General features: G+C 46.1%; 12 protein-coding genes. 4 read left to right on the top strand and 8 right to left on the bottom strand.

The genetic code is table 11. From position 1 onward, the window contains the following. Positions 1–73 precede the first annotated feature (73 nt). Positions 74–517 (top strand): SPOR domain-containing protein, encoded by a 444-nt coding sequence (locus ACRRS0_RS10745; RefSeq protein ID WP_432453219.1) that lies wholly within the window; start codon positions 74–76, stop codon positions 515–517. After that, positions 514–1002 (top strand): hypothetical protein, encoded by a 489-nt coding sequence (locus ACRRS0_RS10740; RefSeq protein WP_432453220.1) that lies wholly within the window; start codon positions 514–516, stop codon positions 1000–1002. Before ACRRS0_RS10745 ends, ACRRS0_RS10740 begins: the two co-directional genes overlap by 4 nt. A gap of 8 nt (positions 1003–1010) precedes the next feature. On the opposite strand, the gene ACRRS0_RS10735 is transcribed toward ACRRS0_RS10740, so the two are convergent. The 6 genes from ACRRS0_RS10735 to ACRRS0_RS10710 form a co-directional block, all read right to left on the bottom strand. Continuing rightward, positions 1011–2027: a hypothetical protein gene (locus ACRRS0_RS10735; RefSeq protein WP_432453221.1), complete on the bottom strand. Its 1017-nt coding sequence runs from the start codon at positions 2025–2027 to the stop codon at positions 1011–1013. A gap of 77 nt (positions 2028–2104) precedes the next feature. Continuing rightward, complete coding sequence (locus tag ACRRS0_RS10730) at positions 2105–2503, bottom strand: DUF4150 domain-containing protein (protein ID WP_432453222.1); 399 nt, start codon at positions 2501–2503, stop codon at positions 2105–2107. Positions 2504–2508: 5 nt separating this feature from the next. Next, the gene (locus tag ACRRS0_RS10725) at positions 2509–3066 is read right to left on the bottom strand and encodes a hypothetical protein (protein ID WP_432453223.1); all 558 of its coding nucleotides are present in this window, start codon (positions 3064–3066) and stop codon (positions 2509–2511) included. Further along, positions 3063–4127, bottom strand: coding sequence for a pentapeptide repeat-containing protein (locus ACRRS0_RS10720; protein WP_432453224.1), 1065 nt, complete (start codon positions 4125–4127; stop codon positions 3063–3065). Before ACRRS0_RS10720 ends, ACRRS0_RS10725 begins: the two co-directional genes overlap by 4 nt. Beyond that, on the bottom strand, positions 4114–6675 hold the full coding sequence (locus ACRRS0_RS10715) for a DUF2169 domain-containing protein (protein ID WP_432453225.1): 2562 nt from the start codon (positions 6673–6675) through the stop codon (positions 4114–4116). The genes ACRRS0_RS10720 and ACRRS0_RS10715 overlap by 14 nt, the downstream gene beginning before the upstream one ends. Beyond that, on the bottom strand, positions 6672–9749 hold the full coding sequence (locus ACRRS0_RS10710) for a contractile injection system protein, VgrG/Pvc8 family (RefSeq protein WP_432453226.1): 3078 nt from the start codon (positions 9747–9749) through the stop codon (positions 6672–6674). Before ACRRS0_RS10710 ends, ACRRS0_RS10715 begins: the two co-directional genes overlap by 4 nt. A 610-nt stretch (positions 9750–10359) precedes the next feature. Between ACRRS0_RS10710 and ACRRS0_RS10705 the strand changes: the two genes are divergently transcribed. Further along, entirely contained in the window at positions 10360–11298 is a 939-nt protein-coding gene (locus tag ACRRS0_RS10705) for a hypothetical protein (RefSeq protein ID WP_432453227.1), read from the top strand. 533 nt (positions 11299–11831) lie between these two features. Here ACRRS0_RS10705 and ACRRS0_RS10700 read toward each other — a convergent pair. Next, positions 11832–12755 carry a LysR family transcriptional regulator gene (locus ACRRS0_RS10700; protein ID WP_432453228.1) on the bottom strand — a complete coding sequence of 308 codons (924 nt, stop codon included), beginning with the start codon at positions 12753–12755 and terminating at the stop codon, positions 11832–11834. An 83-nt stretch (positions 12756–12838) separates the two neighbouring features. Between ACRRS0_RS10700 and ACRRS0_RS10695 the strand changes: the two genes are divergently transcribed. Beyond that, positions 12839–13870, top strand: a complete 1032-nt coding sequence (locus ACRRS0_RS10695; protein WP_432453229.1) for an aldo/keto reductase — start codon at positions 12839–12841, stop codon at positions 13868–13870. A 511-nt stretch (positions 13871–14381) separates the two neighbouring features. Here ACRRS0_RS10695 and ACRRS0_RS10690 read toward each other — a convergent pair. Continuing rightward, positions 14382–15431, bottom strand: coding sequence for a GMP reductase (locus ACRRS0_RS10690; protein WP_432453230.1), 1050 nt, complete (start codon positions 15429–15431; stop codon positions 14382–14384). Between the last annotated feature and the right edge of the window lie 326 nt (positions 15432–15757).

Raw genomic sequence — 15757 nt, 5'->3', positions numbered from 1 at the left:
ATGACAGCTTATTAATTGCAAACCCAGCGAAAGTTGTTAAATTTACATTATTAACAATAAAGAGAATAAGAACATGGCAAAGACACTGCTCGCTATCTTCGTGTTATTTGCCGCGATTGGCGTAAGTTTAACTGCCATCCTTCCGCCGAATACCGTATTAAATCCGCTTAAATTTAAACTTGATAGCGCGTCGCTTAAATCGCCTCTCAGCAATCAAGACTTACAGCTTAAAGTCGCTGATACCGGCAATCGCCAATTTGCGGTTCAAATTGGCCTATACTCTGATTTAACACAAGCCAGCTTCGCCTTGAATAAACTCGAGTTAAGTCAAACCGCTAATATTTTTGCCACTCACGACAATCAGCGACAATGGTATGTTGCATTACTTGGTCCTTTTAGCACGATTGATAACGCGAAGCATTGGCAACAGCAGCACTTCAACTTAGCAACATCGCTAGTTCAATGGCCTGATAGTCCCCCTGAGCAAACGGTCAAACAGGAGCAAACAACACCATGAAATCTACCATTGCCGCACCGCTGCGAGATTATCAACAATTGGTTAGAATTGTTCGCGATAAAGGGGTTAACGACCACTACCAGCTGGCAAACGCCTATGGCCTAGGTTCCAAAGTAAGTCATACAGAGCTGCGCATGCGCACTCTAGAAGAGCTTGGCGAGCCCAGTTCCAGCCCACGACGCCCGGCACCGACAGTAAGTGGCGGCGAGTTTTCTAAACGGGATACAACGATTATGTATCATCAGCTAAACCCCCAAACCCGCGGTTATTTTAGTGGTGTAAGCCCCAACATTGTCAGCCGAAATGACAGCATTCCCGGCACCAAGCTGCGCACCGGACTTGGGAGCCATAGCTTTAGTAACAAGATAGAGCCAAGCTTAAGCCTGTCACCAATGGCCCACTCAAATGCACACGCTCAGCCTAAACATCAGCATCAACAGAGTTTTTCCTCAAAAGGCTCAGGCTTTAATAGTTTCCGCTCATAACACTAGGTCTATTTTGTCGGAAAATGTTGAGCAACCGTCCAAGGCACGGTAGATGCCCGGCCCGCATTCAACTCAGTTTTCACTTGAGTGGGGTCAAGGCTCGAATTTAGCGAAACCTGAGTTCTCTGTACCATGGTGGTACCCGGTTTGCCTTTTTCAACTGATATACCGATATCCTTTTTAAAATCAGAAGTTGCCTTATAAGAAGCTTGTCCCTTAAATACACCAACCTTGGCTGTATCTTTTGCAAGCAACAGCGAAGCTTCAGTTCTCGCCATGTTTTCCGACTGATTAAAGGCCTTATATGAAGTGAATTTTGAGGATGTAGATGTGGGCATACCGGTGCCAATCCCTAGAATGGTTTGCTTATTTAATCGCTCTCGTAAATTGGCAACACTCAATACAGGATCATGTTTGCCCAAATACCCCTTGCCAACGTTGCTAGGATCTGCCCGAAATAAAGCATGTCCACCGGAAGCAATCTCCGATTGAACCGCTTTTGAAGCCTCTAGAAATTCATCGTGGCTACCATATTTGGTTTTTGTCCAATCGGGGCTTGATGAGGTAAATATCCTGTTTGTAAATTCTGAGTCTCCGTTTGAAAACTGGCTAACACCTTCTTTAAAACCAAATGTAGGATCAGTTATTTTGGTGCTCGTGTTGGTCTTTTTCTTATTTTTTATGATAACCCCATCTACCGTCATCTCTGGACGTGAAGGCCCTGTTGCGATAAAAACCTCACCTGATGAGGGCAAGGTTCGGCTTTGCGCCAACTCTTTACGTTTTTGCTCGATTTTGGCTCTAGCACCTTGCGAAACATCTAAGGATACATTCGGATACACCGCTGTCCCATCAGATTTAAGCTGTCGTTTACTTGGCTCTGAATGAGCAGGAACAGACTGCTGAACTTTGTTTGGACTTTTTTTATTTGCTCTAAGCTGCCGCGCTTTTTCGAGTAACGGACTTGGGCTTAAGCTACCCGCCCCAGCAATTAACACCGCTCTTTTTTCTGACCCATCTTCCATGTTGTGCTCCTTTCAACAGCCAAAAAATCCGGCTCAACAAACTACAATAAACTTTATATAGACATGAATACATGCCACTAACTCAATATCATCACCTTCACCTGGCAGGGGCTTAAGGTCACACCGGGTACATTAGCCAAGGGGCCATTCTGACCAGTGATCGATAACATTTTGGTTGCAGGCATGACCGACTTGAAGACCTTAAAGCTCCCGACCACGTGGCTACATGGCCCCATAATCAGGTTCGATACCAATCCCAACAACAGGCCAGCTTCGTCACCATTACTTAACACCACCGTCGTCAACAAGTTGTGATCTGGCATGGCTTCGGTGAACTGATTAAACACCGTTGGGATCGCCATACTGGTGGTCGCAATATTTGGATAAGGGAGCGGCACTGGTGCCACCCCTACCAGAGTTTTACAGACATCGGGAAAGGCCAAATTAATCGCCGTCATTTGGGTATTTGCAAACATAATATTCACCCCATATTGATCCGTTTGCCGTCGATACGTACATCTTCTTCGGCGGTAATCACCTGCTGCCTGCCAGACAGGCGCAGTAAACCTTTGGCTGTGACCATCAACTGATTCACCTGTTTCACCATGAAATCAGCACAGCTCACCAAGGTTCCGCTCACCGAAATAAGCCCATGTTGACCGGTGAGAGAAAAGCGATTCAGTGAAAGCAATTCAAGCTCCTGCTCTGCCGAAAGAACAATTTTGGGCGCGTGCAGTTGTATCGGATGGACGCTATTTATTTGCGTCACCTGCTCGCAATTACGTTGCAGGATATGCAGCAGAAAACAACCAGCCTCGGTCTTAAGATAAGCAACTAAATCACCACGAACCGGCTGAATTAATGAACTCATTGCCAACACCACTTCAACATCATGATCAAGCTGATATTTTACCGCCCGCCCCGCTTCATCGTGAATCACGGCGGTCACATGAGCCACTATATAAGCGGCTTGTTCAGGCTTTGCTGTGGTTTGTGGTAGCTCGACTCTCAATTGTTGATAAGCAACATATGGCTTCATAGAATGATCCCCAGTTGATTTAGTTTTTGTTCGATCTGATTTAGTTCGACATCGGTTTGCAGCACAGTCCCCTCAGTAAATTTGGGCCATTTACAATCTTTGTCCTGCATCGCGTGAATGTTGGTACGCTGTAGAGTCACGTCCTGAAAATTGCAGGATTTAAGCACTGCATGGGAAAAATTGGCATTGCTTAGCTCACTCGCAGAAAAATCGCTATCGCTGATCACCGCATGTTTAAACCAAGACTCATTCAACTGGCATCGATTGAATAAGCAAGCATCAAGCGTCGCTTGCTGGAAATTTACGCCCTGCATGTGGGCTTGGTTAAATGAACAGCTTTTAATCGTCGCTTCGATGAATAAACTACGTTGCAATTGCGCCCCTTCAAAGCAAGCCTCTTCAATCAAACATTTCGAAAAGTTACTCCCCTGAAGCTGGGCGTCTTTAAACTGTGTCCCAATAAATCGACTCTCTGAGCAGGTGCAATTTTGTAATTGTCCTTGGCTTAAGTCCTGAGCGCTCAGATCACATTCCAGCAGCAAAACCTGATTAAACTGGCAGTTGATGAGCTTGGCATCGCTTAAATCAGCCTTCAGCCACGCCACGTTGTTTAACTGACAACTATCGAGCAATGCGCCATCCAGAGATAACTGGTTTAAAGCGGTCGTTTTAAAACTGCAACGCATGACAGCGACTTTATCGAGCTGACAGTCGCTAAAAGTACTGGCCTCAATCTCCAAGTTATTCAACACGGCGCCAGTGAAGTTACATTCCGCAAAAGTGGCCCCATGACACTGCCCTTGCCAGTGCGTATCTTTAACCTGACACTGCAACAGATTACTTTGTTGCCAATGAAGCTGAACTAAACTGCTTTGGGAAAAATCACAGCGGATAAACACACAGCGTGTCAATTGGCATGCCTGTAAGTTCATCTGGTTAAATTTACATTCAATAAACGTTAGCCCCTCTATCGAAATTTGTTGCCAGCTCTGACCACAAAATTCGGCATTCATCACCGGTTTGCCTGTTGCTGCGTATTCTTGTAAATCATTGGGCTGCATTAGTATTAACCTCTTGATCAGGAATTAGTTTTTTCGGTTTCGGGCTTTGTTTGAGCCCATGAACACGGCACAGATCAAAAGCACCATGGTCAGTATCGACTTCATGCATAGTGGCGCCTCGCCAGTCGACCTGACTAGCCTTAACTTTACGTAGCTTGGTTTGGTGCAGTAGGCTGGCTCGCCAATCCAATGAATGAAACAGGGCATCGCCCATCAAACAACGATAGAAGGTACTTTGGCTTAAGTCTGAATCGACCCACTGCACCGAACTAAAATCACATTCGACAAACACCGCCGAACTTGCTGTGCAATCTTTTAAACTGAGCGCTCTCAAACCACATATTTTCCAGCTTGCGCGACTCAGGTTAACCCCTTGCCACTCCCCCCCAGGGCCGAACTGTAGCAGTTCACAACGGCTCCCTTGCCAACGACTAAAACTCAGCCGCATGTTGACCATGACGCAACGCTTTACCTGAGCATGCTGCCAGTTGCTGTCACAGCAATCGGCCCCATACATAACGAGGGCGCTAGCCTGGCAATGCTGCCAGACACTGCCGACTAATTCGGTTTGCAGCAACTGGCTGTCTATGAGCTCAGCCCCGCTAAAGTTGGCGGCTTTTAGTTTGGCCTTGGTCGCATTGACTTGCTTAAGCGAAGCCTGAATGAAGCTGGCATTGCTGAGCTGCGCTTCCAGCAACTGGGTTTTAATGAGTTCAGCACCATCGAAACAAGGCCCATCACCAGTGGTTGCAGACAAATTACTAGCATGCAGCTTGGCCTTGCTAAAGTTACTGGCACGAATACAGGCTCCGGTGAGCACTGCACCACTCAGATCACAGGACGAGAAATTACAATCACTAAGATCTGCCCCCTCCAGCATTACATTGCGGCAATTTTGCCCGCTAAAATCTAAGCCACTTAAATTGGCGCCAGCCAAGTCTCGCCCTGACAAGCTTTCGCCTGCAGCAAGTAGCTCTTGCAGCCATATTCGAAGTAGCGAAGATTGTTGCTCTGGCAGGGGGAGATAATCGACGGTCACGGTCGGACTAAGTTGACGCATTTGCAGGCTTGACGCCGCTTGTAGTTGCTCCGCCTGTGCCTGCGGGGATAAGCCGCTTGCTGTTGCATCCCGTTCACCAGCAATCCGCATGAGTCGCGCTCGCAACTGCTGATTGCTTTGCCCGGGTGGCTTGCTTGCTTGCACAGGGCTCGCAGCGGTATTGCTCGCTTTGAGCTTCGCGCACAAGCTATTTACCTTTGCCATGACAGGTGATAGATCGTAATCGAATTCGCTCATCAGTTCAGAGGGGATCGCTGCCAGCGAGTCAAGCTCCGAGTCGTCTTCAGGACTGGCTAAACCCAACTCTGGCTGGCCGGCCTTTAAGGCGGAGAGTTTAGCTCGCTTGCGTTCTTGCAGCGCATTTTGAGCATTGGTGATGAGAGTTTTGCGGCGGGCCAATTGCTGCGGCGTCTTCTCGGGCAACAGTGGCGCTTCGTTCAACAGACTATTAGTGGCCGATGTCGGGTCACTGCGCTCTGCCAGTTGCTGTTGGTAATGGGCCAGCGAGCGAGGGGGGTCATCCACACCTTCGCAGGCTAACAGTAGTTGTTTGATGTCCAAACCATCGACATCCTGAATTGGCACAACCCCACGATGTATCGCCACCCCCAACAACGCGTCAGGAAACAACCATAGGGTATCAATATAGTTTTCGACTTCCCGGTAATAAAGCGCACCATCCAACTGCTGCTGAACCAACATACGAATCCGAATATTGGGTAAAATACCTGCAATGGTACTTATTTCAGGATGCAATCCGCTAAGCTTAAAGGTCGTTTGAGGCTTAATGAAAGCATTAAAATGTTGATCTTCGGCTGCGGCTAAAAACAACTTTGGATCAGCGTCTTGCGGAAATCCGGGGTGGCGTTCCGCGAGCCATTTTTCGTCATAAGTTCCCTGATATCGGCTACGCTGCGGCCAGCCAATATCCAGTGGCCCAAGGCCTGCAGGATGCTTGGGTTGATATCCTAAGCGCTGATTATCGGAAGGATAGTAAAAGTTAGCCAAAGGCTGCAGCTTAGTACCTTGATTTTTACAACCGGCACCGCGACCAATAGGGTTATTGGGCATGTTAGGCCCGCCATAGGCCCGCTCATAGCTCAACGGCATGTGACGAAAAGGCTGCGGCTGGCTGAGTTTCGTTAACCAGCGATGCCTGAGGTAGCGATCACCGACGACAACAAGACTCTTGTCTACAGGCCCCACCTGCAGCGCAACCCGACAACGCTCGGCAGCCTGACCTTCGGTCGGGTATGCCGCGCCCGCGACCAATACTTCCCCCTTCGGTTTGGCGAATCCCATATCCAGCACCTGAGTTTGCCCCAACGCTTTGGTCATGAGCGGCCATTGCTCACTTTCAAGCAGCAAGCGGGGTGTTTTCTCTAGCGAAAAAAAACTTAAGGCGCCAATGGCTAAGCCCCATTCATCAAAGCGATAAGGCCGCGATATCAGGCCTAAACATCGAGGTTTAATCAGCTGCATCGTCATAGATTAATCTGCATGACCAGCATGTTGATTTGTGGACCCGAGTCGATTTCAATCTCAACCGAGGCTTTCAGAGGCTTGAGCGCTAAGGGTGCACTTTTCATTTCAATATCCACCGAAGCAACCGTTTTACTGGTGATATTGATCCCCATAAAAGTTGAGAATTCGGCTTTCATGCCAAAGAAACTCGAATCTTCAATTTTCGCCCCCATAAAAGTAGACGAACTGATATCACTGGCCAAAGCCACCGATGACGAAATGCTGCTACCGAGTTTTACGCTGCTATCCATAGTCGCGCCGATAAATGTAGACGTTGAGTTTTTAAGTCCTAAGTAGGTTTCGGTATGATTGGCCACTCCCAGAGTCGTTGACACATTATTGCTAGCGCTGATGTTCGTGGTGACGCTATTCGATGCGCCAATATGGGTCGCCATGGCATTACTCGCCGCAATTTTAGTACTGAGCTCATTGCTGGCACTAAGGTTGGTACTGATGGTATTGCTAGCTCCAATACTGGTTTCAATATTACTAACGGCCGACATACTAGTATTAATGTTACTCGTTGCCGCAAGCTGGGTAGAGATATTGTTCTTCAAGCCCATATAAGTATCGATATGCGAGGTCAAACCTAAGAAGGTTGACATATTGGTGACCGTTGCCAGCGTTGTTGAGATGTCGGTACGATTGCCCATAAAGGAGTTCATAGCAAAGGTATCGCCGATTTGAGCCGATATGGAGCTATTATTCCCCAGCGTCGTATGACTGGAGTCACTATTGCCCAGCGTAAGGCTGGTGGAATTACTATTACCAATATGCTGATTACTATTACTGGCGTTACCCATGTGCTGCGATTTACTTTCGGTATTACCACAGACAATGCTGTCGGAGTAAACCACTGCACTAGAGCCACCAAAGCTTGGCGGGGCAATCCCCTGCCCACTCAGCGATATGCTACGTCCTTTGGCATGGTGCTCATTGTAGCTATCGCCTTCGGCTAAGGTATTGGCGATATCGATAATCGACTGCTCAGGCACCCTGCCATTGATGAAGCTCGGCTGACTTAAATCAACTTGGCCATCGTATCTGCCGACTACTGAACGACTAACGCTTTTACCCACCTGAGAGTAATTTTGCGTGCTACCAGTATCACTGTAGCCATAACTTACTTTGGCATGATTTTCATTATAACTACTACCAGCGGAGACACTGGCATTGCTCACCCCATCGGCATTTTGATTACTCAATGAGAGGTTATATCCACCACCACGCGAAAAACTGACATTATCATAGTTGTTGCCATGCATATCGGCGTTATCATAGGCACTTTCGACAATTGCTTTTTCACGCTCAAAATCAACCACCGAGCTATAACCATAACGCAGGCTAATGCCATCGCCATAACTACAAGAGTAACTGGAACCCCAATTGGTATTGGCCGTCCAAGATTGATTACGCCGATCGGGAGGTTGCACGGTCTTTGAACCGTGTGATGCGACAACGCTAAGCTCGGGTAATTCGCTATCGTTATTAGCGCGCGAAACCATCACCATCGCCCCCACTTCGGGTGCCGATGAACTATGCGAACTCAACCTTACCCAAAACTGTTCGGAACTATCACGCGCGGTGGCAAACTGAACCAAACAGCCTTTTTCTTTTTCATCGTCCCCGGCAAAAGAATTTTGTGCCTGCTCCACCTGAAAATTACTTTTTTCCCGGTAACGCCACCCCCTTGGTACCGCAGTTTCTAACACCCTGGCCAGCACACTTCCCTGTTGCGTACTTTCCATCGAAAAAGGACTGAGTAGCGTGCCTTGACTACTGTCGGTTTGCGGATTGACTTCACTGGCCTGCAGTGTACCTTTATAGGGCTGTTGATCGCTCGCTTTGTGCTGAATACTGGTGACCACGAAGGTTTTGCCGCTAAAAGACTGACGCATTAAACGCATCTCGTTGCTACTGGCAGCTGTCGGTTGCGACAATTGAAAGGTATATCCCGGGCTCAATAAGGGTGAAGTCGAGCTACCCGACAAGGTTTCTTGATCGCTTGCCAACTCCTGCTTTAATTTCTTTAACTGGCCTTCTGCCTCACTACGATCCGTGCCATAGGCGTAGCGACGATGCCTTAAATACTGTGGGTTATCTTGCTGTTCTGGGTCGCCGTTGTAACTGGTAAAGCCCGCTACATCATTTTGCTCCCACTGCGCCTCTTCGCGGGTGAGGATTGCATCCACTGACTGAGGCACCAGTTTAACTTGATAACTCATGTCACAAAACAAATCGTCTTGCTGTAGACCCAGTTTTTCCGCACTAGAATAACTGTAACGCAAGGCTAGAGGCTGCTGCTCACAGTTGGGGATATCTACTTCTCGTAGCGCCGTCGGCCGATTAGAGAACACTAAGCTAAGTTCATTTGAGTGATGTATAAAGTAATAATGCACCGCGACGTGACCAGCGATGCGCTGTAAAAATGCCATATCCGTTTCACCGGCTTGCAACCAATCTTGCACCCGACTCACGGTTAGGCTTTCATCAAGACGAAATTCAAGCTTTAAGCGTCCCGACGCAGTTTCCCGCTCTAGTAAACAACTAAACAAAGCAACAACATCCATGCTGTGATAAATGTGATAGCGATTACGTAAATTAAGAAAATGTAAAGGTGAACCCAGCGCCAGTTGGTAACAACCAGGGGCCATCAGCGTCATGCTAGTTACAATCCCCTGAAAATAGCGTGACGGCGTGCTGCCTTCCCAATCGGCAGCGTCATCTACTGGGTGGAGGGCAAAACGGTCTTGATGCCAAGCACAAGCAATCCGGACACTTCCCCATAAACCGACCACAGCGGCAGCATTAAAGCTGGCTAACTGCTCCACTTGCTGTCGGTTTAACTGTTCTACATCATTTGCCCTCAACTCCAAATTAAACTGATAGGCCTGTGAAATCCCCTCCTGCCCCTGCAGCGACGACAAGCGCAAGAAATCATCGGTCATCGCATTAAGCGAGCTGATCCCATCCACTCTGAGTTGCAAAGCCCGTGTTAGGCGTCGCTCGCTTGCTATCGCGACATCAGTTAGCGCCATATAACCCTTAACTCCGTAGCATAGAAAATCTTCTATTCAAGCTATTAGCAGTTACAGTGCCAACTTATATCTATCTGTTATTGATAAATTTTTCATTTTGTAAACCTTATAGTGGGTAAAATTATACCCACGGCGAAATAGGTTAAGCTCTCTCCCTTCGTCAAGCTATTGGCTTTTCTCCCTAATTCACTGTGCTCCGTTAGCACTTCACAAATAGTGATTCGTGATGGCCTGAATGTTGCTAATCATAAGAGCTCTATACACTAATGAGTAATACCCGATGTATAACCAAGGAAGAAAGCGCACAGCCTCGCAAGCAGGCCTCGATGATTATGAATTACCAGCAAAAAGATTTAAGAGCGCCTCAGGTAAAGCAATCCCGATGTGGTCCTCATCTCAGTTGCGCAAGCTTTCCTCACAACTCCCCCGAAATAAAAGGATCCAGCGAAAACTCAAGCAGCCATTCGTCACAAACCCATCCCCCTTTGGTTTTCCTCATCTGTTTGCTCCCCAATCATCGAGCCACGACACTTCTTCATCGCAACACAAGCCTTTCGATTTCAGTGTTTTCAATCAGCAACAAAGTGTCAAGCAAATGGGTCTTTGGCAAATGAGTCAATCCCGACAGGCGCAATTAAGCAAACAACTGCCGAGCTATATTGCGAGGCAATCCCCGAGAAGCACCGATATTCGGATCAAAGCCAATACTGGAAATATGGAAGACTGGGGAGTCAGTGCCGACGAAAATATCAGAACTCAGATCCAACGCGATAAACGTTCACAAATGACTGACTCTGAAGCGGAAATGGCCTTTAACCAACGCAGTCATCAAGGCGCATTAGTGTGGAAAACCAATTCCCCTACGCTTTTAATGTATGGTGATCATACCGATAACTCGGAGCCACTTTCGGCGCATACACCAGGCTTGAAATCTCTACAAGTGAAAGGAACCAAAGGTGCAAAAACTAAGGAGCATGGCACCCGCGACACGCGAAGGGGAAAAATTGTGATGCAAACACTCACCGATCCAAAGCGTAAACCATCTGATCTGGCAATTATCGGAAAGTTAGCAACTGTTCAGCTATTTCAATCTCCGGCAGAAGAGCTGCAAACAAGCAAACTACAAATGCAAAACATGCCACAAGCTCGCTTTTCAGTTTTCTCGGATATTGGAGATATTACAGACTCTCACTCGCAAAACTTTGACAAGCTCGCACAACGGCAACAAGTCGTTCGGGAAACCGATAAAATGCATATTGCCAAAAACTTGCTGATTGCTGGTCGCGACAGCCTGGTTCCAGCAACTCATAAACACTTGTTAAGTTCTGCGCAAGGGGATGTTGGCAAAGCAATGGACTTGCTTCATCAGCAAAGCATCTCACAGCAACCCAACATTACGTTTAATCAGCATCCCAGCTCTCAAACCACCCGATTGGATCTGAGCAGCCTTGGGCAAATGGATACCCAGAATCAAGCTAAAGCTCAACAAAATATTCCGCTTAGTCCAGTGCGGAAGATCAAATCGCCCAAATTCACCTTTACCGACTGAGATGATAAGCACTTGCTAGCTCAGGAAACACCTAGTGTGGCAGCGCATATACAGATTGTAGAGGGACCTAAACCTCTCCGGCTACCCAATTAGGGCGATATTCAGCTTATATTCAAGCTGCATTGCTTTGGTAATCCTAGCGAGTAAAACTGGAAAAACCTACTTTGGAGACTTGTCACGAATGGGATAGTGGGCAAATTGAAGTGTACTTGAGATGGCTGTTTAATTTCTACATTGATTGAATGACAAAACATACGTTAAAAAACTGCAATAAGTGACGTTTGTCTTTGTATGCAAAGAGAGCCTTTAAGACAGTTTACCCGAAGCCGAAAACTCTGTACGCTGCTGCGTATTCCGCTTGTTCACGCGTTCTGTTTTCCTCTAAACAACATCATAACCAAAGATTATATAAAGTCGACTCGCTAGCGGCATATGATTACTTCTGCATGAGTAAATGCTCTATCTTATTCAAAGACATCGTCAGCGCTGTAGCTATTTTAGAGCTCCCAAGACAGACACAAACAAATGACTTTTTATTTCTCAATGGGAGCAGCTAACTGCTGTTCAATAAATTGGATAAACGCTCGCACCCGCAACGGCACAAACTGGCGTTGTGGCATCACAGCGTAAATGGAAGTTTGCTTATAGTAATCAGGTAATACATGGCACAAACGACCTGCTTCTAAGTCATTTTTAATATGCCAGTCTGAATGCAGAGAAATACCCAGACCCGATAAAGCTGCCTGATACAACGCTTCACCGAGGTTACTTTCTAAGGTCCCTTGTACTTTTATTTTTTCTTCCAGACCTTGTTTATTCATCAGTTGCCATATGTGTTCACGGCCATATTCTCCCGATAAAATTAAACAATTATGCTGAGCCAAATCCGCAGGGCTATTGGGTTGGCCGAAATTAGCTAAATAATCAGCAGAAGCGCATAAGATTCGTTTATTGGTATTAAGTTTTTTGGCGAGCAAACTTGAGTCTTCTAGAGCACTTGAGATTCGAATCGCCAGATCGAACCCCGAGTCGACTAAGTTCACTCGCTCATCACTCAGATTAAGTTGTACTTTTAAAGCGGGATGCTGCTTTAGAAACTGAGGTAACAAAGGCGAAATAAACAAACGACCAAACGAAACACCCGCGGTGATACGAAGGGTTCCCGATACCTCCTGCGATACTTTTTTAAGATCACTGGTTAAAGTTGCTAATTCCTCAACCAAATGCCGACCTCTTAATGCCAGCTCTCTCCCCTCAACGGTGGCGCTAACGGTTCTTGTCGTTCGATGCAACAAACGAACCCCCAGCTGTTGTTCTAACACCTGTAAGCGTTTACTGGCGAGGGCTGGTGATATATCAAGACTGCGGGCAGCCGCACTGATCGACTTAAGATCGAGAACTCGAAGAAAAAGGGATATATCCGCCAAATTACTCATCGCTATTATCAACAATATCATGAAAGTGTTTCTCTATTGTTGCTGTTTTTTTGACAAAAGCAAGCGGGTACTCTAAAACCATTCAATCGTAATTAGGAAATAAAATGGAATATCGATTTTTAGGAAAATCCGGCTTTAAAGTATCAGCCTTAGGATTTGGTGCTGGTACTTTTGGTGGCAAAGGTCCGTTATTTAGTGCTTGGGGAAACAGCCAAGAAAAGGAAGCTAAGCATATGATGGATATCGCACTAGACCACGGGATCAATCTGTTTGATACTGCAGATGTTTACTCCGATGGCGAATCAGAACGCCTGCTTGGTCTCGCCATGAAAGGACGAAGAGATAAAGTTATCGTATCTACAAAATCGACCTTAAGAATGGGAGAAGGAACCAATGACATTGGAGCCTCTCGACATCGCCTAATCGAATCCATAGACAACGCGTTAAAACGTTTAGATACCGACTACATCGACATTTTTCAGCTGCATCACTTCGATGCTATGACCCCCATGGAAAATGTCATGGCAACACTCGACCACTTAGTGAAATCAGGTAAAATTCGTTATATTGGTGTGTCTAACTTTTCTGGTTGGCAGGTGATGAAATCTCAAGCTATAGCCGACCGTTACGGTTATAGTCGTTTTGTCGCCAATCAAAGCTATTATTCACTTTTAGGCCGTGATTATGAGTGGGAGTTGATGCCCTTAGGACTTGATCAAGGACTTGGGGCTATCGTTTGGAGTCCCCTAGGGTGGGGCCGATTAACTGGGAAAATCAGCCGTAACAAGCCGATCCCAGCGCAAAGTCGCTTACATGAAACCGCTCAGTTTGCACCACCCGTTAGCGACGAACATTTATATAAGGTGATTGATGTCATGGAAGACATCGCCGAGGAAACAGGAAAAACCATTCCTCAAATTGCTTTAAATTGGGTGCTTTATCGCCCCAGTGTGTCATCGGTACTGATCGGGGCTCGCAATGCATCGCAACTAACAGACAACATACAAGCACTCGGCTGGCGTCTAACCGAGGATCAAGTCAAACGCCTAGACCAAATCAGCCAGACCGCAATCCCCTACCCTTATTACCCCTATTGGAATGGCCAGTTTACTGAACGAAATCCGCCAGCCTGCTGAATAAAAACACCTTCTATAGTCGTCTCACGTAGCTCAAGGTAGAAGGTGTTTTTAAATAACTCGTCGCTCGATATGATCGCTATCAAGCGATCATTTTAACATAGCTTTCAATGACACTATTGAAGGCCAAATTACCCAACTTTATTTTTAACAATGGTGTAGATACATTATGACTCGTTGCTCCTAGCAAATACCTTAAACCAGATAAGTTTCACTGCTCGCCATTGCTTCACATAACTTGGAGAGTATTATCGCGGGAGGATTTGAGGCACTTATTGAAGGCTAGAGCCTCTTATCGGAAAGTTCTAACTGAACACATATAGCGAACTCCAATCCAATTCACTGGCCTGTTCCAAGTCAACTTTAAGCGATGCAAAACCAAAGAAGCCATCGGTTTGAAATTAAAAGGACTGGATATAGAACAACAACCATACCACATTAGCTATCAAAAGCATGATACGCTCTTAATACCATTTCTAGGTATGGTTGTTTCAACAAAACCTTCGATTGATTACACTTTAGTAATACCGAACACTTGATTCTCTTGCTCTTGAACTCGGATAAAAGTGGTTCGTTTGGTGAGTTCTTTCAGTTCAGATGCACCCACATAGGTACAAGCCGAACGAACGCCACCAAGAATATCTTGAATCGTGAATTGCACGCTGCCTTTATATGGGAGTAATACCGTTTTGCCTTCAGAGGCACGATACTCTGCAACACCGCCAACATGTTTATCCATCGCAGTTTGAGAGCTCATACCGTAGAACTTCATGAATTTTTCACCATTTTGTTCTACAAGTTCGCCGCCGTTTTCAGCATGCGCAGCCAGCATACCGCCGAGCATCACAAAATCAGCGCCGCCACCAAAAGCTTTTGCGACATCCCCTGCCTGAGTACAGCCACCATCTGCAACGATTTGTCCGCCTAGGCCATGGGCAGCATCCGCACATTCTATAATGGCCGATAATTGCGGGTAACCCACACCAGTTTTCACCCGAGTGGTACACACGCTACCGGGGCCAATCCCTACTTTCACAATGTCTGCGCCACTTAAGATCAGTTCTTCAACCATCTCACCCGTTACTACGTTGCCAGCCACGATGACTTTGTCAGTAAAGCTGTCACGCATTTTACGTACAAATGCGACAAAATGTTCAGAATAGCCGTTGGCTACATCAACACAAATAAATTGTAAATTCTGATTCAGCGCTAAAATTTGCTTGGTTTTTTCAAATTCAGCATCTGATGTGCCGCAACTAACCATTAAATATTTAATTTTTTCTGGTGCCATCGATGCTAAAAACTGTGACCACTGCTCAATGCTGTAATGTTTATGAACCGCAGTCATCATACGATGTTCCGCTAGCGCTTTTGCTAAGCCAAAAGTTCCCACCGTATCCATATTCGCCGCAATAACAGGTACACCGTGCCATTGACTATTGCTGTTTTTGAAGGTAAACTCCCGATCAAGTACAACCTGTGAGCGACTCTTCAAGGTTGAACGTTTAGGTTTAATCAAGACGTCTTTAAATCCCAGCTTTATATCTGTTTCAACTCTCATTTACTTCTCTGCTAGTTATTAGGCACAAAACCCACGAAGTATAACAAACCATTATTGATAACAAAAACGTTAATAATATGATTTCGAAATAGGATTACTGTGAGAATTAGTTTTGCCAATATTAGTGCAAAAAAAGTACTCGTCGAAACTCTGCAGAATAGATCATTTTTGCAAATAACTTCCATATATTAAGTCATGAACAATACCAATCTGATTCATTATATAAGCAACTTATTGCGCAGATGAATCTGCCGATAACGAGGCATGAAGCGCATTAACTAATGGCTCTAGTGACAAGATACATAATGCAACTGACGATGATTTAG

The sequence above is a fragment of the Agarivorans sp. QJM3NY_29 genome (assembly GCF_050870835.2).
Lineage (GTDB): Bacteria > Pseudomonadota > Gammaproteobacteria > Enterobacterales > Celerinatantimonadaceae > Agarivorans.
The sequence above is the reverse complement of the archived record's forward strand: the minus strand, read 5'-3'. Positions and strand labels throughout refer to the sequence as shown.

What these genes read in the sequence shown, in the direction of transcription:
- ACRRS0_RS10745 (WP_432453219.1), top strand. Translation starts at nt 74, where the DNA reads ATGGCAAAGACACTGCTCGCTATCTTCGTGTTATTTGCCGCGATTGGC.
- ACRRS0_RS10740 (WP_432453220.1), top strand. Translation starts at nt 514, where the DNA reads ATGAAATCTACCATTGCCGCACCGCTGCGAGATTATCAACAATTGGTT.
- ACRRS0_RS10735 (WP_432453221.1), bottom strand. Translation starts at nt 2,027, where the DNA reads ATGGAAGATGGGTCAGAAAAAAGAGCGGTGTTAATTGCTGGGGCGGGT.
- ACRRS0_RS10730 (WP_432453222.1), bottom strand. Translation starts at nt 2,503, where the DNA reads ATGTTTGCAAATACCCAAATGACGGCGATTAATTTGGCCTTTCCCGAT.
- ACRRS0_RS10725 (WP_432453223.1), bottom strand. Translation starts at nt 3,066, where the DNA reads ATGAAGCCATATGTTGCTTATCAACAATTGAGAGTCGAGCTACCACAA.
- ACRRS0_RS10720 (WP_432453224.1), bottom strand. Translation starts at nt 4,127, where the DNA reads ATGCAGCCCAATGATTTACAAGAATACGCAGCAACAGGCAAACCGGTG.
- ACRRS0_RS10715 (WP_432453225.1), bottom strand. Translation starts at nt 6,675, where the DNA reads ATGACGATGCAGCTGATTAAACCTCGATGTTTAGGCCTGATATCGCGG.
- ACRRS0_RS10710 (WP_432453226.1), bottom strand. Translation starts at nt 9,749, where the DNA reads ATGGCGCTAACTGATGTCGCGATAGCAAGCGAGCGACGCCTAACACGG.
- ACRRS0_RS10705 (WP_432453227.1), top strand. Translation starts at nt 10,360, where the DNA reads ATGAGTCAATCCCGACAGGCGCAATTAAGCAAACAACTGCCGAGCTAT.
- ACRRS0_RS10700 (WP_432453228.1), bottom strand. Translation starts at nt 12,755, where the DNA reads ATGATATTGTTGATAATAGCGATGAGTAATTTGGCGGATATATCCCTT.
- ACRRS0_RS10695 (WP_432453229.1), top strand. Translation starts at nt 12,839, where the DNA reads ATGGAATATCGATTTTTAGGAAAATCCGGCTTTAAAGTATCAGCCTTA.
- ACRRS0_RS10690 (WP_432453230.1), bottom strand. Translation starts at nt 15,431, where the DNA reads ATGAGAGTTGAAACAGATATAAAGCTGGGATTTAAAGACGTCTTGATT.